Origin of the sequence: Pelagibius sp. (genome assembly GCF_028289705.1) — a bacterium.
Taxonomy (GTDB): Bacteria; Pseudomonadota; Alphaproteobacteria; order Kiloniellales; family Kiloniellaceae; genus Pelagibius.
The window spans coordinates 1-23751 of sequence record NZ_JANQOI010000069.1 but is presented as its reverse complement, the minus strand read 5'-3'; the positions used below and the strand labels follow the sequence as shown (position 1 = coordinate 23751).

The window sequence follows — 23751 nt, the reverse complement described above, 5'->3', positions numbered from 1 at the left end:
ACCTTCTCGATGTGCAGCAGGGCGAGGGTATGCGGCCGGAGCAATCCGAAGGCGATGCCGCGCCCCGCCAGCAGCCGGCCAGACAGCACGATTTCGCCGCCGAGCCAAGTGTCGATCTCCGACAGGCGCTCGGCCAGCCCCTCGGCCACGGGCGGCAGCAGGGTGATCCGATGGTCCGCCGCCGGATCGAGCCCCGGCAGGCGCAGCGGCGTGGCCCGCGGCATGGCCGGCGGATCGAGGCAGACCAGCCCGGCAAGGCCCACCGAGCGGTCCTCCGCGACGCTCAGCCAGGCCTGCCCCTGCGCGCCCATGAAGGGCAGGCGGAACAGGCGGCCAAAATGCAGCAGCGGGCGGAAGCGCTTGTAGAGCGCGATCCAGTGTTTGAGGGACTCCTGCTCCGCCGCGCTCAGTTCGGCAAGGTCGAACTCCAGTCCGAAGTGTCCGAAGAGCGCGGTGCCGGCGCGGAAGTCGAGGCTGAAGCGCCGCCCGGCGGTGTGGCTGACCGCCGGGCCGACATGGGCACCCATCACCTCCAGCGGGAAGAACAGGCTGGCACCGCGCTGGATGGTCTGGCGCGCCAGGGCGTCGTTGTTGTCGCTGGTCCAGATCCGCTCGGTCCGGCGCAGGACTTCATAGTCGGCGCGGCCGCCGCCGGAGGCGCAGGACTCGATCTCCACCTCCGGATGGGCGGCGCGCAGGCGGTCGAGCAGCGCGTAGAGCGCGAGGGTCTGGCGCCGCGCCGCGGGACGCCCCGCCGCATCGCCGGCCGGCGCCAGGTCGCGGTTGTGGTCCCACTTCAGGTAGGCGATGGCGTGGTCGGCCAGCAGCCGGTCGAGCCACTGGAAGAGATGGTCGGCGACCTCCGGACGCGTCAGGTCCAGGACCAGTTGATGGCGCCCGGTCGGCCGCTCGCGGCCCGGTAGCTGCAGCACCCAGTCGGGATGCTGGCGGTAGAGGTCGCTGTCAGGGTTGACCATCTCCGGTTCGACCCAGAGACCGAAGTCCATGCCGAGGTCCCGCACCTTGGCGATCAGCGGGCCGAGCCCTTGGGGATACTTGGCCGGGTCGACCCGCCAGTCGCCCAGGCCCGCCTCGGCGTTGCTCCGTCCGGGGAACCAGCCGTCGTCCAGCACGAAGCGTTCGACGCCGAGGGCCGCCGCCTGTTCGGCGAGGGCAAGGAGCTTCGCTTCATCGTGGTCGAAGTAGATCGCCTCCCAGGTGTTGTAGTGGACCGGCCGCGGCCGCCCGGCGACACCCTGGGGCAGGATCTCTTCGCGCAGGAAGGCGTGGAAGCGTTGGGAGAGGTCGTTCAGGCCGGCGGGCGACCAGGCGGCGTGGACCCAGGGGCTGCGATAACTTTCTCCTTGCTGTAGGACGATCTCGCCGGGAACCAGCAACTCACCTAGTTGCACCTGGCGGCCGGCGTCGGGCTGGTGGTCGAACAGCAGGCGGTGATTGCCGCCCCAGCCGAGGTGAAAACCGTAGACCTCGCCCTGCAGGTCGTCGAAGCCCTGCCGCCCGACGATGCAGCCGGGGAAGCTGGCATGACTGGTCCGTCCGCGGCGGTTCTCCCGGGCGATCTGCCCGGCACCGAGGGCGACGCGCCGGGTGCCGAACTCGGCGCTCCAGGCCCCGTGCAGCAGCAGCGCCTCGTCGGCCTCCTCCGGCAGGGCGAAGGCGGCCGCCGCCAGCCAGGTGAGGGCGTAGGGTCCGCTGCCCCGGTTGGTCAGGAGGGTGCGCCGCGAGATCACCCCGCTGTGCCGGTGCAGGTCGATCTCCAGGTCGAGCGACAAGCCCGCTTGTGGATCGGCGAGCTTCACCAGCAGATGGTGGTCGCCCTCTTCGACGCCTTGCAACTCGAAGGCGGTGGCCCAGTCGCATTGGTTGCGATGCCCTTCCAGCCCCGGCGCGCCGAAGAAGCCGAGGCCTGCCTCCGGCATCAGGCTGAGCGGCGGCGGCCGGTCCAGCACCGCGTTCTGGCGCAGACGCGATGCGGTGGCCTTGGCCAGGGCCTCCGGATCGACGTCCGGCGCCAGGGCGGCGCCCCAGTGAAGGCAGAGCGGGATGCCGGGGCCGCGGCAGTCGAGCAGCAGACTGCAGTCCGCGCCGTCAAGGCGGACAAACGCGGCGGTCATGGCTGCGGTCAGCCCTTCGTGGCGCCCAGGGTGAGGCCGGCGATGAAGTGGCGCTGCATGGCGAAGAACATGATCACCGGCGGCAGGGCGGCAACCAGGGAGCCGGCGGAGATGAGTTGCCAGGAGGCGACCCACTGGCCGCGCAGGGCCGCCAGGCCGACGGTCACGGGCCTGACCTCGTCGCTCTGCACCAGCACCAGGGCCCAGAAGTAGTCGTTCCAGATGAAGGTGAAGACGAGGACCGCCAGCGCCGCGCAGGCCGGGCGCACCAGCGGCACGACGACATACCAGAAGACTTCGAACTCCGTCGCGCCTTCGACGCGAGCCGCCTCGATCAGCTCGTGCGGCAGGGCCTGGATGAAGTTGCGCATGAACAGCGTGCAGAAGCCGGCCTGGAAGGCGATGTGGAAAAGGATCAGCGACCAGTAGGTGTCGTACATGCCGAGCTGCACCATCAGGTCGCGCACCGGGATCATCAGGATCTGGAAGGGAATGAAGTTCCCGGCGATGAACATGGCGAAGAGCAGCACGTTGCCGCGGAAGCGGTACTTGGCCAGGGCGAAGCCGGCCATGGCGCTGATTCCCACGGTGATGGCCACCGTCGGCACGGTGACGATGACGCTGTTCATCAGGTAGAGCGCCATCGGCGTGGCGGTGAAGACCGTGGTGTAGTTCTCCAGGATCTGCCATTCGGTGGGCAGGCCCCAGTAGTTGCCCTGGGTGATGTCGGCGAGCGAACGCATGGAGGTCAGCACCACCGCGCAGAGCGGCAGCAGCCAGATGATCAGCGCGATGGGCAGGGAGATCTTGTAGCCCAGTTCGACCGCGCGCGGCGCTCTTTGGATGGCGGTCGGATACATCAGCTGCTCCTGCGTTCTTGCTTGAGCATGCGGAACAGGAAGAAGGCGATGTAGACGTCCATGATCAGGAACAGGATCGTCGCCACCGCCGCGCCGTAGCCCATGCGATAGTTGAACAGCGATTGCTCGTACATGTAGTAGGCCAGCACCGTGGAGCTGCCAAAGGGCCCGCCGGCGGTCATGATGGCCACCAGGTCGAAGCTGCGCAGCGCGCCGATCACGGTCACCACCACGGCGATGAAGGTGGCGGGGCGGAGCTGCGGCAGGATGATGTGGTAGAGCATCGACCAGCCCTTGGCGTTGTCGATGCGCGCCGCCTCGATCACCTCGCCGTCCAGATTGTTGAGTCCGGTCAGGTAGAGGATCATGCAGTAGGCGGTCTGCGGCCAGAGCCCTGCGGCGACGATGCCGTAGGTGACATAGCGCTCGTCGGAGAGCACCGGGACCGCTTCGCCGCCGAAGAACCCGAAGACCTCGCCCAAGAGGCCGAAGCTGGGGTCGTAGAACCAGGCGAAGACCAGCCCCACCACTACCTGGCTGATGACGAAGGGGAAGAAGAACAGCGATTTGACGAGGCGGATGCCCCAGACCTTCTGGTTCAGGTAAAGCGCGATCGCCAGGCCGATGACCGGCGACAGCATGAACAGCACCAGCCAGATGACGTTGTTCCACAGCGCCACATAAAACAGTTCGTCATCGAAGAGCTCGACGTAGTTGGCAAAGCCGATCCAGACCTTGTCGCCCAGTCCGTCCCATTCGTGAAAGCTGATCCAGATGCTCTGGATGATCGGATTGACCACGAAGAGCAGGAACATGACGATGGCCGGCGTCAGAAACAGCAGCGGCGCGATCTTCGTCTGATTGCGGTACCAGTAGGACGTCCGGCCGCGAAACTCGGTCAGGCTTGCCTGGGCGTTCATGTCCTTTCCTCAGGCCCCCTCCTCAGGAACAGGCGAGATGGCGGCCGGGGTGGCGGCTTGGTGAAGACCCGCCGCCCCGACCGGATGGCTTACTGCTTGAAGATGCGCTGCCGCGACTTTTCCAGCCGCGTCAGAATGCGGTCCAGGCGGTCCGGCTTGACCATGAACTCCTGGAAGCCCTGCATGCCGATTTTGGCCATCTCCGGATCGGTGTCGCGGTCATAGAACTGCGCCAGTCCTTCCGAGGCCGAAAGCATCTCGAAACCGGCCTTCAGGAAGCGGTCGTCCTTGACCGCGGCGTCCTTGTTGGGGGGCAGGCGCTCCAGCACCTTGTTCATTGCCGTCTGATTGTCCGCCCGCGCGACGAAAGCGAGGAACTTTCGGGCATCCTCCTTGTTCTGGGCCCGGGCGGGGATGTGCACCGTGTCGATGGGCGCGTCTTCGAACATCGGCACGTCGGGATTGATCACCGGGAACTGGAAGAAGGCCATCTTGTCGGCGATCTCCGGCGGGAAGAAGGGCACGAAGAAGTTGCCGATCAGATACATCGCCGCCTTGCCCTGGAAGACGAAGGGCTGGGCCTCCTGCCAGGAATAGGTGGCGTGGTTTTCCAGGAAGTGGCCGGCGTCGATCATCTCCCGCCACTTGGCGAAGACCGCGCGCACCCGGTCGTCGGTGTAGGGCACCTTGCCGTCGGTGAGTTCCAGATGGAACGGCAGGCCGTTGATGCGCATGTTCAGGTAGTCGAACCAGCCGCCGGCGGTCCAGAGGTACTTGGTGCCGATGGCAATCGGCGTAACGCCGCCCTCCTTCAGCTTGGCGTTCACTGCCATGAACTCGTCCCAGGTCTTGGGCGCGCTCAGGCCGAGACCGTCGAAGATGTCCTTCCGGTAATAGACGCCCCACTGGTAATAGCTCCAGGGCACGCCGTACTGCTTGCCGTCGATGGTCATGGCCGAGAGGCTGGAAGGCATGGCGTCCTTCAGGCCGTTGGCGTCCCAGACGTCGCTCACGTCCTCAAGGAGCCCGCGGTCGACGAAGGCCTTCATGCGGTTGCCGGCGAACCAGGTGATGACGTCGGGCGCCTGCGAGGAGAGGAAGTTCCGCACCGACGTCTTGAAGCCCTCGTGGTCGAAGACGTTGAACTTCACCTCGATATCCGGGTTCTCCGCCTTGAAGCGTTCGATCAGTTCTTCGAAGGCCTGCTTCGGCGCCGGGTCGGAGGTCCCGGCATTGATCACCAGCGTTCCGGCGGAGGCCGAAGGCGGCTGTCCCAGAACGGCAAGGCTAAGGCTAAGAGCACCAGCGAGAATCGCCAGTCGACGCGAAATGCGTGTCACCTTGTTCCTCCCAGTTGTCGTGTTCTTGGTTTCGGCACACCTTGTGGTGCACTCCTTGCGCGTAATGGTAGACCCTTGATGCCCCCCTGCAAATGGTCTTCTTCGCACACCAGCGGGAGCGAATCTGTGGCATAGCGCCCGCGCGGCGCCTTCAGGCCGTCCAAATCGTTGTTGGACACCGCTGCCCGTGTATCCGAGTCTCAATTTTGACGTGTTTGAAGGTTCGTTCCGACCGATCCTGACTGTGTTGCGGGCATCTCCTATCGTCGGGCGTCCGAATTCCCGATTGCGCCGCCGCCCGGACAGCGGAACCCATAAGGCGGTGAAATAGGTTACTATCAGTGCCGATTGGCATGAGGCGTCACCGCATGTCCAGCATCGTCGTCGATACCGGCCCCTGGCAGCGCGCGCCGCGCCCCTTGCCCGCGGGCCAGGCGGTCTTTGCCATCGGCGATGTCCACGCCCATGCCGAACACCTCTGGGTCCTGCACGAGCGCATCAGCGCGATCATCGCCCTGGAACACGACGACGACGCGGTGTCGGTGATCTGGTTGGGGGACTACATCGACCGCGGTTGGGAGCCGCTGCAGGCCCTGGATCTGGTGGCCGCCGGGCTCGGCCAGCCGGGGGTCACCGAAGTCCGCTTGCTGGGCAATCACGAACGCTTTCTGCTCGACGCGGCGACCGGGCGGAACCTGACGCTGCCGCGCCTGCTGCACTGGTGGCGCTACGGCGGCGAGGAAACCCTGACCTGCCTGGCGCCGGAGGCGGCGCTGGAAGACCCGGAGGCGGTGGGCGCCGCGCTCTACGAGAGCCTGGGGGAATCGCGCATAGGTTTCCTGGAGGGCTTGCCCCTGCAGCACCGCATCGGCGACTACGTCTTCGCCCATGCCGGGCTCAATCCGGACCGGCGCCTGGAAGACCAGGACGAGGACGACCTCCTGTGGATTCGCGAGCCCTTCCTCAGCGGCTGGGACTGGCCTCATCCGGTGACGGTGGTCCATGGTCACACGCCCGAGGGGCCGGTGGCGCTGCCGCACCGAATCGGGGTCGACAGCGGGGTCTTTGCCAGCGGCTCGCTGTCGGCGGTCGAGCTCCGTGGCGGCGAGCTCAGGTTCTTAACGACTCGGATCGAAGGACTGGCCCCACGAGATCTAGGATCGAATTCTTATTGAGCCGCGAGACGCCTTCATTCGCTTGGCGATCCTGGTTAAGATTCTCTTTCGAGGGGCCCAGCTCTTAAGCAATGTCTAAGTGTTTGTGCTTACCATCCGGGGGCTGAGATGCTTGCGCGCACCCCGGCCTGCCGGAGTCGCGCCGGCCGGCATCGACCGGCGCACTAGAAGGACGCCATGGCACAGGTGAAGGAAAAGCGCGAGCCAGAGGTCTCCGGCGGAGACGTCGACCTGCTGCGTGAACAGCGCGACCGTTTCCTGGCCTTTGCGTTTGCGGCCTCCGATCTGCTGCTGGAGATCGGCGACGACAGCCTGATCCGCTATGCCCTGGGGGCAACCAATCAACTTCTGGGTGGGACGCCCCAGGATGTCATCGGGCTGGGCTGGCTGGAGCTCTTTGCGCCGCAGGAACGCTCGCTGCTGGTCTCCAAAGTCGGCGGCCTCAGCGCCGGCAAGCGCTGCGGCCCGGTCCTCACGACCATGCTGCCGCCCGGCCAGCGCCAAGCCTTCGGCGACGATGCAACACCCGATGTCGCGGGCAGCGGCATCAAGGTGGTGTTCAACGCCTGCCGCATTCCGGGCCACGAGGAGGTGATCTACTGCACCATCACGGTGGCCAATGCAGCGCTGGCCAAGCAGGCACGGGCCGCCGCCAAGCGCACCGAAAACGGCCTGCTGCAGCGCGACGCCTTCGAGGAGACCGCCGTCGACACCCTGGAGGCCGCCAAGGCCATTGGCCAGGACGTCGAGCTGACCTTCATCGAGTTCGTCGATGCGGAGCACTTCCGCGAACGCCTCGGCCTCGACCGCTGGCAGGCCTTCTGCGCCGATGCCGGTGCGGTGATGCGCGAAGGTTCCATCGACAGCGATTCCGCCGGCGCCATCGCCGACGACCGCTTCGGCATCGTGCACGAGGCCGGCACCCCGACCGGCAACGAGGTCCGGCGCCAGTTGCTGCAATTGGCCCAGAGCTTCGACCCTTCGGGCGGCGGGCTGACCGTGGAGCAGGCCACCATCGAGACCAGCAACGAGGAGCTGACCAGCGAAGAGGCCGCCCAGGCCCTGGTCTACGCCATCAACAAGGTGGCCTCCACCGGCGCGGCCAATCTGGCCTTCTCGAACCTGGCCGCCAGCTTCCGCGACCAGGTCTCCGAAACCCAGGAGCGCATTTCCACCTTCAAGACGGTGGTCGCGGAAAACCGCTTCGACTTCGCCTTCCAGCCGATCGTCGACCTGGCGTCCCGCGAGATCTGCCACTTCGAGGCTCTGACTCGCTTCGCCAAGGGGGAATCGCCCTACCAGACCATCGTCTTCGCCGAGGAGGTGGGGCTGATCCAGGACTTCGACCTGGCCTGCAGCCGGCGCGCCTTCGCCTATCTGGCCGAACGCGCCGCGCACTCACCGATCAACCTGGCCGTCAACCTCTCGGGCCAGTCGTTGCAGAACGACGCCTTCGTCGAGGCCCTGATGGCTCTCGGCAAGGCCAACGCCAACCTCGCCGGACGGCTGATGTTCGAGGCCACGGAGTCGTCGCGCATCTACGATCTCGAGCGGGTCAGCCGGGTGTTTCAGGCCCTGAAGCAGCTCGGCTTTTCCATGTGCCTCGACGACTTCGGCGCCGGTGCCGCCTCCTTCCAGTATCTGCGCGCCCTCGAGGTCGACTACGTGAAGATCGACGGCACCTACACGCGCCGGCTCTTGAGCTCCGACCGCGACACCCTGTTGCTGCGCAATCTCTGCGAGCTCTGCCGCGACCTCAAGATCAAGACCATCGCCGAGATGGTGGAGCTCGACGAGCAGATCGCCAAGCTGCGCAGCCTGGGCGTCCACCTGGGCCAGGGCTACCTTCTGGGGGCACCCGCTCCTCAGCCGGTGTTCACGAGGCCTGGCACGGCAGCGGCACGGCAGCCGGCCTGACCCCTCGGCCAGGGCTCCGGCGCCTTTCGCCGTACTATGATTTTCATCCTATCGCGCGGCTGCACGGCTTGATCGGCAGGCTGCCGCACCCCAAATAAAGCTCAGCGACGCCGCTTCAGGGTCGCCGGTCCGGGGAAGATCTCCTGAGATGTCCTGGGCCCGAACGACACAGGCTGACCTTGCTCATGGATAGAGGAGGAAAAGCAGCAGATGACACGCCTGTCGCTCTTCAACAGCCCGCTCCTGCTCGGCTTCGAGCAGTTCGAGCAGGCCGTTGATCGGATCTCCAAGACAGCAGACAGCTATCCTCCCTACAACGTGGAGCAGACCGGCGAAGATCGCCTGCGCATTACGCTCGCGGTCGCCGGATTCTCGGAAGACGACCTCTCGGTACAGATTGAGGACAACCAACTGGTCATCCGCGGCAAGCAGCAGGATGACAAGGACCGCACCTATCTGCACCGCGGCATCGCCGCGCGCCAGTTTCAGCGCAGCTTCGTTTTGGCCGACGGCATCGAGGTGACGGCGGCTTCGCTGGACAAGGGGCTGCTTCATATCGAGCTGGAACGGCCCCTGGCGCAGCCGCAGGTCCGCAAGATCGCGATTGCCACCAAGGAGGCGCAGTCAGGGGAGTCTCAATCCATTCAAAGCGTTCGAAAGGAAGGTAAGCCATGAACGAACAGACGGCCGTTCGTGAGCTCTCGGCCCAGGACTTTCTCCTGCTGGGCGTCAACGATCTCGCCTACGTGAAGCCGGGCAAGGTCGACGGCAAGGATGCGTTTATCGTGTTCTCCGCCGACGGAACCCAGATGGCGGCCATGGCCGACCGCGAGGTGGCCTTCGCCGCCGTGCGCCAGAACGGCATGGAGGCGCTCAGCGTTCACTAAAGCGTTTTCGACTTGCGTCGAATCGGTTCCGGCCCGCTCCCCCACCGGGTGCAGCCGGGCACAAAAAAGAAGCGGCCCGCAGAACAGCGGGCCGCTTTTCGTTTCTTTGTGGAAACCAGGTCGAAGCCGCCGGTCAGGCGGCGTGGCTGGCGGCCCCCTGGGTCAGCAGCGCATAGATGGCATCGGCGCTGTCGGAGCCGCGCAGCTTCTCGCAGATCGCGCGGTCCCGGAACAGGCGGGACACCCGGGCCAAGGCCTTCAGATGGTCGGCCCCGGCGGTCTCCGGCGCCAGCAGCACGAAGATCAGATCCACCGGCTGCTCGTCTATGGAATCGAAATCGATGGCCGATTCCAGCCGCGCGAAGAGCCCGTGCAGGCGTTCCAGCTCCGGCAGCTTGCCGTGCGGAATGCCGATGCCGTGGCCGACGCCGGTGGTGCCGAGGCGTTCGCGTTCGATCAGCACCTCGAACAGTGCCCGCTCAGGCTGTCCGGTCAGCTCCGCCGCCTTCTTGGCCAGCTCCTGCAGGGCCTGCTTCTTGCTGGTCACACGAAGGCTCGGGACCACGCTTTCCGGTGCAATGAGGTCGGATAGTTCCATGAGGGAAAACTCTTGAAAGTTGGCCTGGAGGCTCAGGGGATCAGGCGTTCCGATTGCCGCGGGGGTCGACCCAGCCGATGTTGCCGTCGCTGCGGCGGTAGACCATGTTCAGCCCTCCGTGCGCGGAATTCCGGAACATCATCGCCGGCATGTCCCCAAGATCCATGTGCATGACTGCCTCGCTGACCGTCAAAGTCGGGATTTCCGTTGTCATTTCGGCAACAACGACAGGTTGATTGTCGCCGCCGCTTTCTTCACTCAGTTCTTCGTCGCCTTCGCCCGCCAGAATGTACTGCTGCGCGGGCAGCGGCGCGTCTTCGGCCCCGGCCAGCTTGTTGCTGTGGTCGCGCAGCCGGCGCTTGTGGCGCCGCAACCGCGTCGACAGCCGCTCGGCCGCCGCGTCGAAGGCGGGATAGGGCTCGCTGGCCTCGCCCTGCGCCTCCAGTTTGATACCGCGGCCGACATGGGCCGAAACCACCGCCCGGTAGAGATGGGCGTCTCGAGACAAGGTGACTGCGCAATCGATGGCATCCCCGAAGTACTTGTCGAGAATACGCGACAGGCTTTCAGTCACATGCGTTCGCAGCGCGTCACCGACGTCAAGCTGCTTGCCCTTAACAGAGAGCTGCATAACCGCTTTTGAGGATTGTATCGAGGTGGTTGACCACCGCATCAGCATAGCCCCTTCCTCAGGGCGGGCGCAACATAGAGACGGGCCCGGAGGGTGTCAATAGCCTCTCGGCCGAACCTATTAAGGTTGCAGCCGGCAAATTAACGTATTGTTAATCAATTGCTTAGCTGTGGTCGACGCTGGCTGCCTTCTCGCGCCTGCGTTGCACCGAGGACGGAATGCGCATGGCCTCGCGGTATTTGGCCACCGTGCGCCGCGCAATGTCCACGCCGTCCTTGCGCAGCAGTTCGACGATGGTGTCGTCGGACAGGATTTGCTTGCGGCTCTCCCCGTCGATCAGAAGCTTGATGCGGTGGCGCACCGCCTCGGCGGAGTGGGCCGTGCCGTTGGCACCGGCGATGGAGGCGGTGAAAAAGTACTTCAGCTCATAGGTCCCGCGGGGCGTTGCGATGTACTTGTTGGAGGTGACCCGGCTCACGGTCGATTCGTGCATCTCGATTTCCGTGGCGATGTCGCGCAGGGTCAGCGGCTTCAGGTGCTCGACCCCCTGGCGGAAGAAGAGATCCTGTTGTTTGACGATCTCCGTCGACACCCTGAGGATCGTCGTCGCGCGCTGGTGCAGGGCCTTGACCAGCCAGTTGGCCGACTGCAGGCGCTCGGAGAGGTATTCGCGCTCTTTCTTCGAGCGCACCTGGGCGTGGATCTGCGCGTAGTAGTCGGAGTTGACCAGCACCCGGGGCATGGTGTCGCTGTTGAGTTCGACCAGCCAGCCGCCCTTGCCGTCGGGGCGCATCAGAACGTCGGGGATCACCGGCTGCGCCGCCTCGCCGTCGAAGGAGAGGGCGGGCCGCGGGTCCAGGGCCTTCACCTCGGCAATCATCTCGGCCAGGTCTTCCTGGTCGATGCCGCAGATCTTTCGCAGCCGCGCGAGATCGCCCTTGGCGAGGATCTCCAGATTCTCCACCAGCCCCTGCATGGCCGGGTCGTAGCGGTCACGCTCCTTGAGCTGAAGGGCCAGGCATTCGGCAAGGGAGCGCGCAAAGACTCCGCTGGGCTCGAAGCCCTGCACCTTGTCCAGCGCGCTTTCGATCTTGGCCTGGGAACATCCCAGTTGCTCGGCCAGGGCCGTGAGATCCTCCGGCAGGTAACCGCTCTCGTCGAGCATGTCGATCAGGCTGGCGCCGATCACTCTTTCGCTCGGGTCGTCGACTTCGACCTGCAACTGGTCCAGCAGGTGCTGGCGCAGCGTGACCGTTTCGGACAGGCGCTGCTCCAGGGAGAAGTCTTTTTCGTCGCTGTGCCCGCTGCCCAGCGAACGGCCGGCGAAGGCCGCCTCTTCGGAGGGGCGTTCCCAGGCATCGCCGTTGGTGAAGACGTTGTCGTAGTCGGTGTCCAGCGGATCGTCGCCGGCCGCCGGCAACTGCTCCGCCGTCGCGCGGTCCAGACTGTCGGCGGGACCGCTCTCTTCGGCGCTTTCGGCGCTGCTGCCGTCTGTACCTGTGGTGTCGTTGCTGCTTGCGGCCGCGGACAGATTTTCGTTGGCGTCAAAGTCCGACGCCTGCTGATCCGCCGCTGGGGATTCTAGCAGGGAGTCCTTGCTGCCGTCCTCGCGTTCAAGCAGAGGGTTCTGCTCGATCTCTCTGTCAACTTCTGCCGCCAGGTCCAGGTTGGAAAGCTGCAGCAGCTTGATGGCCTGTTGCAACTGCGGCGTCATGACCAGAGATTGGCGCTGGCGCAGTTCCAATCTTTGTGTCGCCGCCATATCGCTTAACCTTTTAGAGGCTAAACCTTTCACCCAGGTAAACGCGGCGGACATCCTCGTGGGCGACGATGGCGTCCGGCTCGCCTTCCATCAGCACGACACCGTCGTGGATGATGTAGGCGCGGTCTACGATTTCCAGGGTTTCGCGCACGTTGTGGTCGGTGATCAGAACACCGATGCCGCGGTCTTTCAGATGGTAAACGAGATCGCGGATATCCCCCACCGCGATGGGGTCGATGCCGGCCAGCGGTTCGTCCAGCAGGACGAAGCTGGGTTGCGAGGCCAGCGCCCGGGCGATCTCCACGCGGCGCCGCTCGCCGCCGGACAAAGCGATGGAGGGCGTGCGGCGCAGGTGGGTGATGGAAAACTCGGCAAGCAGGTTTTCCAGCGCGACTTCGCGCTTCTCGCGCACCGGTTCGATCACTTCCAGGACGCCGCGGATGTTCTGTTCCACCGTCAGGCCACGGAAGATCGAAGCCTCCTGCGGCAGATAGCCGATACCCAGACGCGCGCGGCGGTACATCGGCATGTCGGTGATGTCGTGGCCGTCCAGGGTGACCCATCCGTAGTCCGGCGAGATCAACCCGGTGACGATGTAGAAGCAGGTCGTCTTGCCGGCGCCGTTGGGTCCCAGCAGCCCGACCGCCTCGCCGCGCTGCAGCGCCAGGGTCACGCCGCGCAGGACCGGGCGCTTCTTGAAGCTCTTGCCGAGGTTGACCGCCATCAGGCCGACGTTGTCGGTGACCAGTTGCGGCCCTTCGCTGCTGCCCGCCGCCGGTCCCAGCGGCTTCACGGACTCCTGAGGATTTCTGCCCGGACTGTCGACCAAGTTGCTCCCCCTCGTCGATGCATGGAGTCACTGATACAGCAAGACCGGCCTTTTGACAAAGTGCCGGTCAACGAAAAAGGCCTCGGGCATCGGCGGGCCCGCGGCGCCGGGGGGTCAGGAGCCGCCGCCTGCCTGTGGCGTTTCCTCGCCCGATGTGTCCTGGCCGGCCGGCTCCTCCTCGTCGTCGTCGGAGTCCAGGGGCGCCTTCGGATCGAGCTTGGCTTTGGACTTCGGCAGCACGATTGCCGTCACCCGGCCGGGCGTCTCGCTGCCGGGGGCCGCGCCCTTCAGTTTGCTGATGCCGGTGGCGAGGTTGACCTCGGCGTATTCGCCGTTCAACTGGTTCTTTTCCCGGGTGATCCTGACCTGCCCGGTCAGGGTGGCGAGTTCGCGGTCGACGTAATAGACCCCTTGGTCGCCAGTGACGACGTCGGTCTTGGTGCGGATCTGCACGTTGCCCTTGGCGTCGATCCGCTGCACTTCCATCTTGCTTTCCGCGCCCTCGAAGAAGTTGGCGGTCAGCACGTCGGCGCGGATGTGCTTGTCTTCGTGGTAGGCATTGGCATTGCCGCGCGCCACGGCCTGTTGCTTGCCTTCCCAGTACTCCAGGCTGTCGCGGGCGGTCAGCCGGTCTTTCTCGCCCTCCATGCGCAGGTCGCCGCCGGTCATCACGAAGACCTGCTCGTCGAGCTTGTACTGGCCCTTGTCGCCGTAGACCGTGCCCTCGGGCGAGGAGATGCTGACATCGCCGGTCGCTTCCAGAAGGAAGATCTCGCTGTCACCGCCCTCGCCCTCGCGGTAGTAGGCGGTCAGAACCTCGGCCAGGACCTCGATCTCGCCGCTGGCCGCGCGGGCGTTGCCGCGGGCGATGTAGGTCTTGTCGTTGCGGTTCCACTCGATGCCGTCGTCGGCATTGATCTCCAGCGGCTCGTCGCTTTCTTCGATCTGACGCAGCGCCTGCCCGGCCGCGCCCTGGGGCAGTCCGAGCAAGGTCCCGAGAAACGCCGCGAGACAAGTGAGGATCATGAGACCGCAGAACAAGGCGCGCAGGCGTGCCAATCGCTGCTCTCTCAGGTTTTCGCTGGTGGCCGTGGCGGCAGGGCTCACAGCGGACTCCCTTCGCTGCCGGGGAAGTGAATCAAACGGCTCTTGCCGGTAAAGATGATGACCTGGCCCTTCTCCCGGATCAGGAAGCCCTCGGACTGAAGCTCGCCCGAGGGACCATGGCCGCTGACCGGCGAGTCACCGGCGGCGCTGCCGTCCTTCAGGTCCACGGTCGCGGTCTCGGTGGTGATCTCGAAACCCTTGTCGTGCGTCACATGGACGGTTCCGTTGAGATCCAGCATCTCGCCTTCGCGGTCATAGAGCCCGAGGCGGGCCGAAAGGGCCACCAACTCACCCTTTGTAGTCTTGATGTTGGCCCGGGGATACTGCAGCTCGATCATATCCTCGTTACCCGGGGCCTGGGTCGCCATGTCGGCGGAAACGTTGAACGGCTGGTTGTTCTCGTCGACGCCGCTGTAGTGGGCGTTCAGCATGTTGAGGGTCTTGGCCTGGTCGCGGGCGATCTTGGAGAAGTCGAGGCCGATGCCGCGATGGTCGGCGATGATCTGCGGCCAGGCGACGACCAGCAGGACCAGCCCCGTCGCCAGGGCCGGCAACAGCAGCTTCATCGAGGTGACGAAGAGGCTGTAGCCGTTGCGTCCGGACAGGCGCGGCGGCTGCTTGGCCTTCACCGAGGCGGCGGCTGCGGTGATCCGCTTGCCCCCGATGCCGTCGATCGCTGTCTCCGCCATGCCCCCGGCCGCTCCCTCAGACGATTCCCGCCCGCAGGCAGTCGTGCATGTGAAGGATGCCGATCGGCTTTGCCGCCGGGCCGTCGTCCTCGATCACGAAGACGCAGAGGAAGGGCGGCTCGCTGGTGTTCATGAAGGCCACCGCCTCCGCCGCTAGGGCGCCGGCGCGGATGGTGCGTGGCGAGGGGGTCATGATGTCCCCGGCCCGTTCGGTTAGGAGGGAGCGGTCCATGTGGCGCCTGAGGTCGCCGTCGGTGATGATGCCGATCAGGCGTCCCTGCCCGTCGACGACGCCGACGCAGCCGAAGTGACCCTCGGTCATGGTCAGGATCGCGTCCGACATGACGGTCTCCGGCCCGCAGAGGGGCAGGGCCTCCGGCCCGTGCATCAGGTCGCTGACCCGCAACAGGCGCTGGCCCAGGGCGCCGCCCGGGTGGAGCAGATGAAAATCGCTGTCCGAGAAACCCTTGCGCTCCAGCAAGGCGATGGCGATGGCGTCGCCGAGGGCGAGCATCATGGTGGTGGAAGACGTGGGCGCCACGCCCAGGGTGCAGGCCTCCGGCGCGGCAGGCAGAATGAGCGGCACCGAGGCGGCTTCCGCCAGGGCGCTCTTGGCCTTGGCGGTGACGGCGATCAGCGGGATCGCGAAGCGCGTGGCGTAGGTGATGATGGCGCTCAGTTCCGCCGTATTGCCGGAATTCGACAGCGCGATCACCGCATCGGCGGCGGTGATCATGCCGAGGTCGCCGTGGCTGGCCTCGCCGGGGTGAACGAACTGTGCGGGGGTGCCGGTGGAGGCCAGGGTAGCGGCGATCTTGCGTGCCACATGGCCGCTCTTGCCCATCCCCGTGACGATCACCCGGCCCTCGACCTCGGCGAGCCGCTCGATGGCCTCGACAAAGCGCCCGTCGAGGCTCTGGGCCAGGGCCTGCAGGGCTTCGGCCTCTACTTTCAATACATTGCGGGCGACCTCCAGATCGGAGGAATCCGCCGTCTCGCGGTGGTTCAACTGTACCGTCATCTCTTCACTTCAATTTGGTGATGCCCAATCGCCGGACAGCAACCTTCAGGCCCTTACCGCCGCAAGCCTGCTCTCCCCTGGGTGCCCCGGCGCCTGCCGGGTACTACGGCATCGGGTTGCGCGGCATCCCCTCATCCACCGGCGCAACGAAAAATGACACCAACACAAGCAATCCAGAAGGGATATCACTCCTTCTCCGCTTCTGCCAGCCCTGCGTTCAGGCCCCGCGGGCTGCGGGCTAGTGGGCAAAAATGTCGATCTCGCCCCAGCCGGCCAGGTCGAGGGCCGCCCGGGTCGGCAGGAAGCGAAAACAGGCCTCCGCCACGGCGGTGCGCCCTTCGCGCGCCAGCATGGCATCCAACTTGGTCCTCAGGCGGTGCAGATACAAGACGTCGGACGCGGCATAGAGCAACTGATCCTGGCTCAGTTCCTCGGCCCCCCAGTCGGAGGATTGCTGCTGCTTGGAAAGCTCGACCCCCAGGAGCTCCCGGCAGAGGTCCTTGAGGCCGTGGCGGTCGGTGTAGGTCCGCACCAGCTTGGAGGCGATCTTGGTGCAGTAGACCGGTCCGCAGTCGACCCCGAGGTAGCGGCGAATAGCCGCAACGTCAAAGCGCGCGAAGTGGAACAGCTTGGTCACTGCCGCGTCGCTCAGCAGGGCTTTCAAATTCGGCGCGTCGTATTGACCCTGAGGGAACTGGACGAGATGGCAGACCCCGTCGCCGGCGGAAAGCTGGATCAGGCAGAGACGATCCCGCGACAGGTCCAGACCCATGGTTTCGCTGTCGACGGCGACCGACTCGCCGAAGCTCAACCCGGACGGCAGGTCGCCGCGATGCAGGTGGATTTCCGGATTGGGCAGGCTCATGCGGGGTCCCAGTCTCTTCACGGGCCCCAATCTCTTCAAGAGCCCGGTCCGAAGTCCCGGTCCCCTGGGGCGGGGAACCGGCGGGCGCCGGGCGACGGCTCAAAATAGGCGGTGAATTGAAGCTGTCAACTTGCCCGGGGGGTTTGTATATATCGGCTAAAGGGCTGAACAGGATTGGGGCAGTGATCGGGCCGCCGGCCCGATCCCGCAAGCGTTCGGGTAGGGCAAGCGTTCGAGTCAGAACGAAGGGGGCGAGATGAGCAGCGGCATAGTCACGGTCTTCGGCGGCTCCGGCTTCGTCGGCCGCTATGTGGTGCAGCAGTTGGCCCAGGACGGCTGGCAGATCCGGATCGCCGTGCGGCATCCCGCCCGCGCCGCCTTCCTGAAGCCGCTCGGCGACATCGGTCAGATCACCCCGCTCTGCGTACCGGTTCAGGACCGCGAGGCCGTCGCCGCCGCGCTGCACGAGGCCGAGGCGGCGGTCAACCTGACCGGCCTGCTCTACGAGGGCGGCAAGCAGCGTTTCCAGGCGGTGCATACCGAGGGGGCCAAAGCCATCGCGGAGAGCGCCGCGGCGGCAGGGCTGCGGGCCCTGGTGCAGGTCTCCGCCATCGGCGCCGACCCCTCCGCAGCCGCCGACTACGCACGCACCAAGGGCGAGGGCGAAGCCGCCGTCACCCAGGCCTTTCCCAAGGCCACGGTCCTAAGGCCCAGCGTCATCTTCGGGCCGGAGGACGGCTTCTTCAACCGCTTCGCCGAGATGGCCCGCTTCGCCCCGGCCCTGCCCCTGGTCGGTGGCGGCGCCACGCGCTTCCAGCCGGTCTACGTCGGCGACGTGGCCCGCGCCGTGCTGCACGCCCTGAAGACGCCGGACTGCCAGGGCAAGGTCTACGAGCTGGGCGGCCCCCGGGCCTACAGCTTCAAAGAGCTTCTGGAACTGATGCTGAAGGCCATCGGGCGGCGCCGGGCGCTGGTCAGCCTGCCCTTCGGTCTGGCGCGGCTGCAGGCGACCTTCCTGGAGCTGCTGCCGGTGCCGCCGCTGACCCGCGACCAGGTGACCCTGCTGCAAAGCGACAACGTGGTCGGCGCCGGTGCCCTGACCCTGGCCGATCTGGGGATCGAAGCCACGGCGGTGGAATCGATCATTCCGACCTATCTGGATCAGTATCGTCCCGGTGGCCGCTTTTCAGTCGGCCGCACACTCTAGGCCGCGTAGACCCACCAGAGGAGAACGCCGCCGAGGATGATCCGGTAGACCACGAAGGGCGTGAAGGACGCGCGCTTCAGCCAGCCGATCATCAGCACGATGGAAATGAGCGCGACCGCGAAGGCCAGCACGCCGCCCACCAGGGCCTCGTAGCCGAGCTGCACGTTCCCGCTTTCATAGAGATCGCGGCCGGCCAGGGTGCCGGCGCCCAGAATGGCCGGGATCGCCAGCAACAAGGAGAAGCGTGCCGCCTCGACCCGCTCGAAACCCAGGAAGCGCGCGGCTGTGATGGTGATGCCGGAGCGGCTGGTCCCCGGGATCAGGGCGAGCACCTGGGCCAGGCCGATCACGAGGCCGGAGCGGACGGTCATGTGGTCGAGCCGCCGCACGGTCATGCCGCTGCGGTCGGCGGCGTAGAGCAGGACCCCGAAGCCGATGGTGGCCCAGGCGATGACCGCGGTGCTGCGCAGGTAATGGGCCACCTGATCCTTGAACAGGCCGCCGACCAGGACCAGCGGCAAAGTGGCGAGCACGATGATCACCGCCAGTCTGGCGCCCGGCGTCCAGCGGCCGAGGCAGAGCCGCCCGAGGCCGCCGAGCATCTGTCCGATCTCCCGCCAGGCATAGAGGCAGACCGCCAGCAGCGTGCCGACGTGCACCGCGATGTCCAGTGTCAGCCGGTCCTGTTGGGCCTGCTCGATGCCGTCGAGATGCAGGCCATCGAAGGCATGCCAGGCCAGCACGAGGTGCCCGGACGAAGAGATCGGCAGGAACTCGGTGATCCCCTGCACGACGGCCAGGATGACGATGTGGAGCAGCGGCAAGAGGGTTCCTTCAGGCAGCGGCGGCGGCGGGCCGGCTTCGGAAAGAGGGGGTCGGCGATTTCAACGTCACCATGCACTCAGGACCGGTTTCAACATGGTAAACGGCGATGCCAAAGCGGCCGCCGGGCCCCAGGGTCCGTATCAGTCGAGGCCTGCACAGGTGGGCTCCTGGGGTCACGTCACAGCGGCGACTCCACAGTCGTCCGTCCGAAAACCGCCGCAAAGGCAGGCGCTTATAGCATCGCTCGGCAGGACCTCCCAGTGGGCAATTGGCCTGGACAATTGGTCTGGGCAAAGGGCCCGACGCCATCGGTAGCCATTAGGACCGAAATGAGACTAAATAACAGGCCCGAAATTCGCGTTTTTCGGAATCTCCGTGACAGTTGAATGGGTATCGTGTATTTAGGTCAGTATAACTGTCATATTAGGGCGATTTTCCTCGCCCGCCCCCATGGCATCGGCTATAGACGGGCGTCGCCGGCGCGGGCCTGGGTGCGCCCTCGCTGCTGCGCGGGCAAAGCCGGTCTGCGGCCAAGCCGGGACCGACCTGCGGCGAGACGGCGGTACAACGAGAACAATAACCTCATTGGGGTAGGAGAGCATGGCCAGCAAGATGCTGAAGTTCGTCAATCTGCCCGGCGCCATGCCGGACAAGCGCGCTGCAGACCAGCGGCGCCAGGACTTCGGCGAGATCTACGATGAGTACGATCCGGCCGCCGCCGAGGACCAGGCCGGCCGCTGCTCGCAATGCGGCGTGCCCTTCTGCCAGGTCCACTGCCCGCTGCACAACAACATCCCCGACTGGCTGATGCTGACCGCCGAGGGCCGCCTGCGGGAGGCCTACGAGCTTTCCCAGTCGACCAACAACTTCCCGGAGATCTGTGGGCGCATCTGCCCCCAGGACCGGCTCTGCGAAGGCAACTGCGTCATCGAACAGGCAGGCCACGGCACGGTCACCATCGGCTCGGTGGAGAAGTACATCACCGACACCGCCTGGGAGGAAGGCTGGGTGCGCCCGGTGACGCCGCGGCGCGAGCGCGAGCAGTCGGTGGCCATCATCGGCGCCGGGCCCGGTGGGCTGGCCGCCGCCGAGGAGCTGCGCCGCAAGGGCTACCAGGCCCATGTCTACGACCGCTACGACCGGGTCGGTGGCCTGATGATCTACGGCATCCCCAACTTCAAGCTGGAGAAGGAGGTGGTGGAGCGCCGCAGCGAGCTGCTGCGCCAGGGCGGCGTCCAATACCACCTGAACAGCGAGATCGGCAGCAGCGAGAGCTTTGCCGAACTGCGCGAACGGCACGACGCGGTGCTGATCGCCACCGGGGTCTACAAGGCCCGCGACATCAAGGTGCCGGGCGCCGGCCTGGACGGCGTCTTCGCCGCCATGGACTTCCTCACCGCCTCCAACCGCAAGGGGCTGGGCGATGCCGTGCCGGCTTTCGACGACGGCACCCTGAACGCCCGCGACAAGGCGGTGGTGGTGATCGGCGGCGGCGACACCGCCATGGACTGCGTGCGTACCGCCGTGCGCCAGGGCGCCAAGGCGGTGCGCTGCCTCTACCGCCGCGACCGCAAGAATATGCCCGGCTCCCAACGCGAGGTGGCCAACGCCGAAGAGGAGGGCGTCGAGTTCGTCTGGCTGTCGGCGCCGGAGGCTTTCCTCGGCAACGGCAAGGTCGACGCGGTGCGCGCCCAGAAAGTACACCTCGGCATGCCCGATGCGACGGGGCGTCAGACGCCCCAGCCGCTGGCCGGCTCCAGCTTCACCATGGAGGCCGACATGGTGATCAAGGCCCTGGGCTTCGATCCCGAGGACCTGCCCCGGCTGTTCGACACGCCGGGCCTGGAGGTGACCCGCTGGGGCACCCTGCTGACCGACTTCAAGACCAAGATGACTTCCCTGGACGGGGTCTTCGCCGCCGGCGACATCGTGCGCGGTGCCTCCCTGGTGGTCTGGGCGGTGCGCGACGGGCGCGACGCGGCGGACGCAATCCACGACTACTTGCAGCGTAAGAGCGCGGCCGACGCCGTGGCGGCGGAATAAGGGGAACCGGACCATGACCATCGACAGACCGTCCCGCGACTTCGTTTCCGCCTGGCGCAGCAACGCCGACCGCCTCAGCCGTGAGGGCCTCTACGATCCGGCCGAAGAGCACGATGCCTGCGGCGTCGGCCTGGTGGCCTCCATCGACGGCAGGCCCCGGCGCGCCGTCGTCGAGGCGGGCATCGAGGCGCTGAAGGCCGTCTGGCACCGCGGTGCCGTCGACGCCGACGGCAAGACCGGCGACGGCGCCGGCATCCACCTGCAGATCCCCCAGGATTTTTTCCGCGAACACGTCTCGCGCACCGGCCATGAGCCCGGTGAGGAGACGCTGGCCGTCGGCATGGTCTTTCTGCCGCGCACCGACTTCGGCGCGCAGGAGCGCTGCCGCGTTCTGGTGGAGCGGGAGATCCTGAACTTCGGCTACACCATCTACGGCTGGCGCCAGGTGCCGGTGACCACGGAGATCGTCGGCGAAAAGGCCAACGCGACGCGGCCGGAGATCGAGCAGGTGATGATCGCCAACTCCCGCCATGTCAGCGATCAGCAGTTCGAGATCGACCTCTACATCATCCGCCGGCGCATCGAGAAGGCGGCGGAGGAGGAGTCGATCCAGGACTTCTATATCTGCTCCCTCTCCTGCCGCTCGGTGATCTACAAGGGCATGTTCCTGGCCGAGCAGCTCTCGGCTTTCTATCCCGACCTGCTGGACGAGCGCTTCGCCTCCAACTTCGTGGTCTTCCACCAGCGCTACTCGACCAACACCTTTCCCACCTGGCGTCTGGCCCAGCCCTTCCGCATCCTCGCCCACAACGGCGAGATCAACACCCTGAAGGGCAACGTGAACTGGATGAAGGCGCACGAGTGCCGCATGGCCTCGGAGACCTTCGCCGACCACGTGGAGGATCTGAAGCCGGTGATCGCCGCCGGCTCCTCGGATTCCGCGGCGCTGGATGCCGTTGCCGAGCTGATGGTGCGCGCCGGGCGCAACCTGCCCATGGTCAAGACCATGCTGATCCCGGAGGCCTGGGGCCAGGACCCCTCCATGCCCCAGGTCCACCGCGAGCTCTACAGTTACTGCAACGCGGTGATGGAGCCCTGGGACGGGCCGGCGGCGGTCTGTGGCTTCGGCGGCCGCTGGGCGGTGGCCGGGATGGACCGGAACGGCCTCAGGCCCATGCGCTATTCCATCACCGAGGACGGCCTGCTGTTCGCCGGCTCGGAGACCGGCATGGTGCGCATCGACGAGCAGCGCATCATCGAAAAGGGCCGCCTCGGCCCGGGCCAGATGATCGCCGTCGACCTGCAGGAAGGCCGGCTCTACCACGACGGTGAGATCAAGACCCACCTGGCCAAGCAGAAGCCCTTCGGCGAATGGATCGCCAACGTCACCTCCATCGACGACCTGCTGCGCCCCGACCACGGGGAGCCGGTGCGCTGGGAGAGTGACGACCTGCGCCGCCGCCAGCTCACCTACGGGCTGACCATGGAGGACCTGGAACTGATCCTCCATCCCATGGTCGACGACGCCAAGGAAGCCGTGGGTTCCATGGGCGACGACACGCCGCTGGCGGTGCTCTCCGACCGCTACCGCGGCATGCACCATTTCTTCCGGCAGAACTTCAGCCAGGTCACCAACCCGCCCATCGACTCCCTGCGCGAACGGCGGGTGATGACCCTGAAGACCCGCCTCGGCAACCTGGGCAACATCCTGGACGAGGACGAGGCGCAGCTCCGACTGCTGCAACTTGAATCGCCGGTGCTCTCCAACGCCGAGTTTGACGCCATGGTCGCCCACATGGGCGACACCGCCGCCAGCATCGACTGCACCTTTGCCGCCGACGGCGGGGAGACTGCGCTGGCGGAAGCGCTGGACCGTATTCGCCACGAGGCGGAGAACGCGGTGCGCGCCGGCTGCGAGCACGTGGTCCTGAGCGACGAGGCCATCTCCGAAAGCCATGCGGCGATCCCCATGATCCTCGCCACCGGCGCGGTGCACACCCATCTGGTGCGCCAGAAGCTGCGCACCTTCGTCTCCCTGAACGTGCGCGCCGGCGAGTGCCTGGACACACACTACTTCGCGGTGCTGATCGGCGTCGGCGCCACCACGGTGAACGCCTATCTGGCCCAGGAGTCCATTGCCGAGCGCCACCGCCGCGGCCTCTTCGGCGACCGTCCGCTGGAGGACTGCGTGCAGCGCCACATCAAGGCCGTGGACGACGGGCTTCTGAAGATCATGTCCAAGATGGGCATCGCAGTGATCTCCTCCTACCGCGGCGGCTGCAATTTCGAGGCGGTGGGCCTCTCCCGCACCCTGGTCGAGGAGTACTTCATGCCCATGCCCAGCCGGCTCTCCGGCATCGGGCTCACCGGCATCCAGCAGAAGGTGCTGGCGCTCCACAACAAGGCCTGGTCGGAAGATTTCATCACTCTGCCGGTGGGCGGCTTCTACCGCTACCGCCGCGGCGGCGAGAGCCATGCCTGGGCGGCTGGGCTGATCCATACCCTGCAGGCCGCCGTGGCGACGGATTCCTACACCACCTACCGCAAGTTTTCGGAGGGCGTGCACAGCCAGCCGCCCGGCAACCTGCGCGACCTTCTGGACTTCAAGGCCGAGGGCATCACCCCGCTGCCCATCGAGGAGGTGGAGTCCATCACCGCCATCCGCAAGCGCTTCGTCACCCCGGGCATGTCCCTGGGCGCGCTGTCGCCGGAGGCCCATGGCACCCTCAACATCGCCATGAACCGCATGGGCGCGAAGTCGGATTCCGGCGAGGGCGGCGAGGACCCGCACCGCTTCACCCCGCACGCCAACGGCGACAACGAGAACTCCGCCATCAAGCAGGTCGCCTCCGGCCGCTTCGGCGTCACCGCCGAGTACCTGAACCAGTGCCGCGAGATCGAGATCAAGGTGGCCCAGGGCGCCAAGCCCGGCGAGGGCGG

The 23751-nt window shown here is 66.2% G+C and carries 20 protein-coding genes; 7 read left to right on the top strand and 13 right to left on the bottom strand.

Annotated elements, in window-relative coordinates; all coding sequences use genetic code 11:
- The 4 genes from Q0996_RS08370 to Q0996_RS08355 form a co-directional block, all read right to left on the bottom strand.
- Nucleotides 1-2135 (bottom strand): alpha-galactosidase (locus Q0996_RS08370; RefSeq protein ID WP_299617592.1); only part of this gene is annotated, 2135 nt, incomplete at its 3' end.
- A gap of 8 nt (nt 2136-2143) precedes the next feature.
- Entirely contained in the window at nt 2144-2995 is an 852-nt protein-coding gene (locus tag Q0996_RS08365) for a carbohydrate ABC transporter permease (RefSeq protein ID WP_299617590.1), read from the bottom strand.
- Nucleotides 2995-3915 (bottom strand): carbohydrate ABC transporter permease, encoded by a 921-nt coding sequence (locus Q0996_RS08360; protein ID WP_299617588.1) that lies wholly within the window; start codon nt 3913-3915, stop codon nt 2995-2997. The genes Q0996_RS08365 and Q0996_RS08360 overlap by 1 nt, the downstream gene beginning before the upstream one ends.
- Nucleotides 3916-4004: 89 nt before the next feature.
- The gene (locus tag Q0996_RS08355; protein ID WP_299617586.1) at nt 4005-5255 is read right to left on the bottom strand and encodes an ABC transporter substrate-binding protein; all 1251 of its coding nucleotides are present in this window, start codon (nt 5253-5255) and stop codon (nt 4005-4007) included.
- 368 nt (nt 5256-5623) lie between these two features.
- Between Q0996_RS08355 and Q0996_RS08350 the strand changes: the two genes are divergently transcribed.
- The 4 genes from Q0996_RS08350 to Q0996_RS08335 all read left to right on the top strand — a co-directional run bounded on the left by Q0996_RS08350 (nt 5624) and on the right by Q0996_RS08335 (nt 9234).
- Nucleotides 5624-6430: a metallophosphoesterase gene (locus tag Q0996_RS08350; RefSeq protein WP_299617584.1), complete on the top strand. Its 807-nt coding sequence runs from the start codon at nt 5624-5626 to the stop codon at nt 6428-6430.
- Between the two features lie 177 nt (nt 6431-6607).
- Nucleotides 6608-8347, top strand: coding sequence for an EAL domain-containing protein (locus Q0996_RS08345; RefSeq protein WP_299617582.1), 1740 nt, complete (start codon nt 6608-6610; stop codon nt 8345-8347).
- Between the two features lie 210 nt (nt 8348-8557).
- A complete protein-coding gene (locus Q0996_RS08340) occupies nt 8558-9022 on the top strand; it encodes an Hsp20 family protein (protein ID WP_299617580.1) in 465 nt (154 codons plus the stop codon).
- The gene (locus Q0996_RS08335) at nt 9019-9234 is read left to right on the top strand and encodes a DUF1150 family protein (RefSeq protein ID WP_299617578.1); all 216 of its coding nucleotides are present in this window, start codon (nt 9019-9021) and stop codon (nt 9232-9234) included. Before Q0996_RS08340 ends, Q0996_RS08335 begins: the two co-directional genes overlap by 4 nt.
- A gap of 133 nt (nt 9235-9367) precedes the next feature.
- On the opposite strand, the gene ptsN is transcribed toward Q0996_RS08335, so the two are convergent.
- The 8 genes from ptsN to Q0996_RS08295 all read right to left on the bottom strand — a co-directional run bounded on the left by ptsN (nt 9368) and on the right by Q0996_RS08295 (nt 16736).
- Nucleotides 9368-9832, bottom strand: coding sequence for a PTS IIA-like nitrogen regulatory protein PtsN (ptsN, locus tag Q0996_RS08330; RefSeq protein ID WP_299617576.1), 465 nt, complete (start codon nt 9830-9832; stop codon nt 9368-9370).
- A 40-nt stretch (nt 9833-9872) separates the two neighbouring features.
- Nucleotides 9873-10511: a ribosome-associated translation inhibitor RaiA gene (raiA, locus tag Q0996_RS08325; protein ID WP_299617574.1), complete on the bottom strand. Its 639-nt coding sequence runs from the start codon at nt 10509-10511 to the stop codon at nt 9873-9875.
- A gap of 115 nt (nt 10512-10626) precedes the next feature.
- Nucleotides 10627-12225, bottom strand: a complete 1599-nt coding sequence (gene rpoN, locus Q0996_RS08320) for an RNA polymerase factor sigma-54 (RefSeq protein ID WP_299617572.1) — start codon at nt 12223-12225, stop codon at nt 10627-10629.
- Between the two features lie 13 nt (nt 12226-12238).
- On the bottom strand, nt 12239-13009 hold the full coding sequence (lptB, locus tag Q0996_RS08315) for an LPS export ABC transporter ATP-binding protein (protein WP_299617596.1): 771 nt from the start codon (nt 13007-13009) through the stop codon (nt 12239-12241).
- 159 nt (nt 13010-13168) lie between these two features.
- The gene (locus tag Q0996_RS08310) at nt 13169-14161 is read right to left on the bottom strand and encodes an LptA/OstA family protein (RefSeq protein WP_299617570.1); all 993 of its coding nucleotides are present in this window, start codon (nt 14159-14161) and stop codon (nt 13169-13171) included.
- A complete protein-coding gene (lptC, locus tag Q0996_RS08305; RefSeq protein ID WP_299617568.1) occupies nt 14158-14850 on the bottom strand; it encodes an LPS export ABC transporter periplasmic protein LptC in 693 nt (230 codons plus the stop codon). Before lptC ends, Q0996_RS08310 begins: the two co-directional genes overlap by 4 nt.
- A 16-nt stretch (nt 14851-14866) precedes the next feature.
- Nucleotides 14867-15871, bottom strand: coding sequence for an SIS domain-containing protein (locus Q0996_RS08300; protein WP_299617566.1), 1005 nt, complete (start codon nt 15869-15871; stop codon nt 14867-14869).
- 238 nt (nt 15872-16109) lie between these two features.
- Nucleotides 16110-16736, bottom strand: a complete 627-nt coding sequence (locus Q0996_RS08295) for a ribonuclease D (protein ID WP_299617594.1) — start codon at nt 16734-16736, stop codon at nt 16110-16112.
- A gap of 256 nt (nt 16737-16992) precedes the next feature.
- On the opposite strand from Q0996_RS08295, the gene Q0996_RS08290 reads away from it, so the two are divergent.
- On the top strand, nt 16993-17943 hold the full coding sequence (locus Q0996_RS08290) for a complex I NDUFA9 subunit family protein (protein ID WP_299617564.1): 951 nt from the start codon (nt 16993-16995) through the stop codon (nt 17941-17943).
- Here Q0996_RS08290 and Q0996_RS08285 read toward each other — a convergent pair.
- Nucleotides 17940-18767 (bottom strand): undecaprenyl-diphosphate phosphatase, encoded by an 828-nt coding sequence (locus tag Q0996_RS08285; RefSeq protein WP_299617561.1) that lies wholly within the window; start codon nt 18765-18767, stop codon nt 17940-17942. The two genes, Q0996_RS08290 and Q0996_RS08285, sit on opposite strands and share 4 nt — an antisense overlap.
- A 601-nt stretch (nt 18768-19368) precedes the next feature.
- On the opposite strand from Q0996_RS08285, the gene Q0996_RS08280 reads away from it, so the two are divergent.
- Both Q0996_RS08280 and Q0996_RS08275 read left to right on the top strand, forming a co-directional pair.
- Nucleotides 19369-20811: an NAD(P)-dependent oxidoreductase gene (locus Q0996_RS08280; protein ID WP_299617559.1), complete on the top strand. Its 1443-nt coding sequence runs from the start codon at nt 19369-19371 to the stop codon at nt 20809-20811.
- 13 nt (nt 20812-20824) lie between these two features.
- The coding region (locus tag Q0996_RS08275; RefSeq protein ID WP_299617557.1) for a glutamate synthase central domain-containing protein at nt 20825-23751 on the top strand (2927 nt) is incomplete at its 3' end.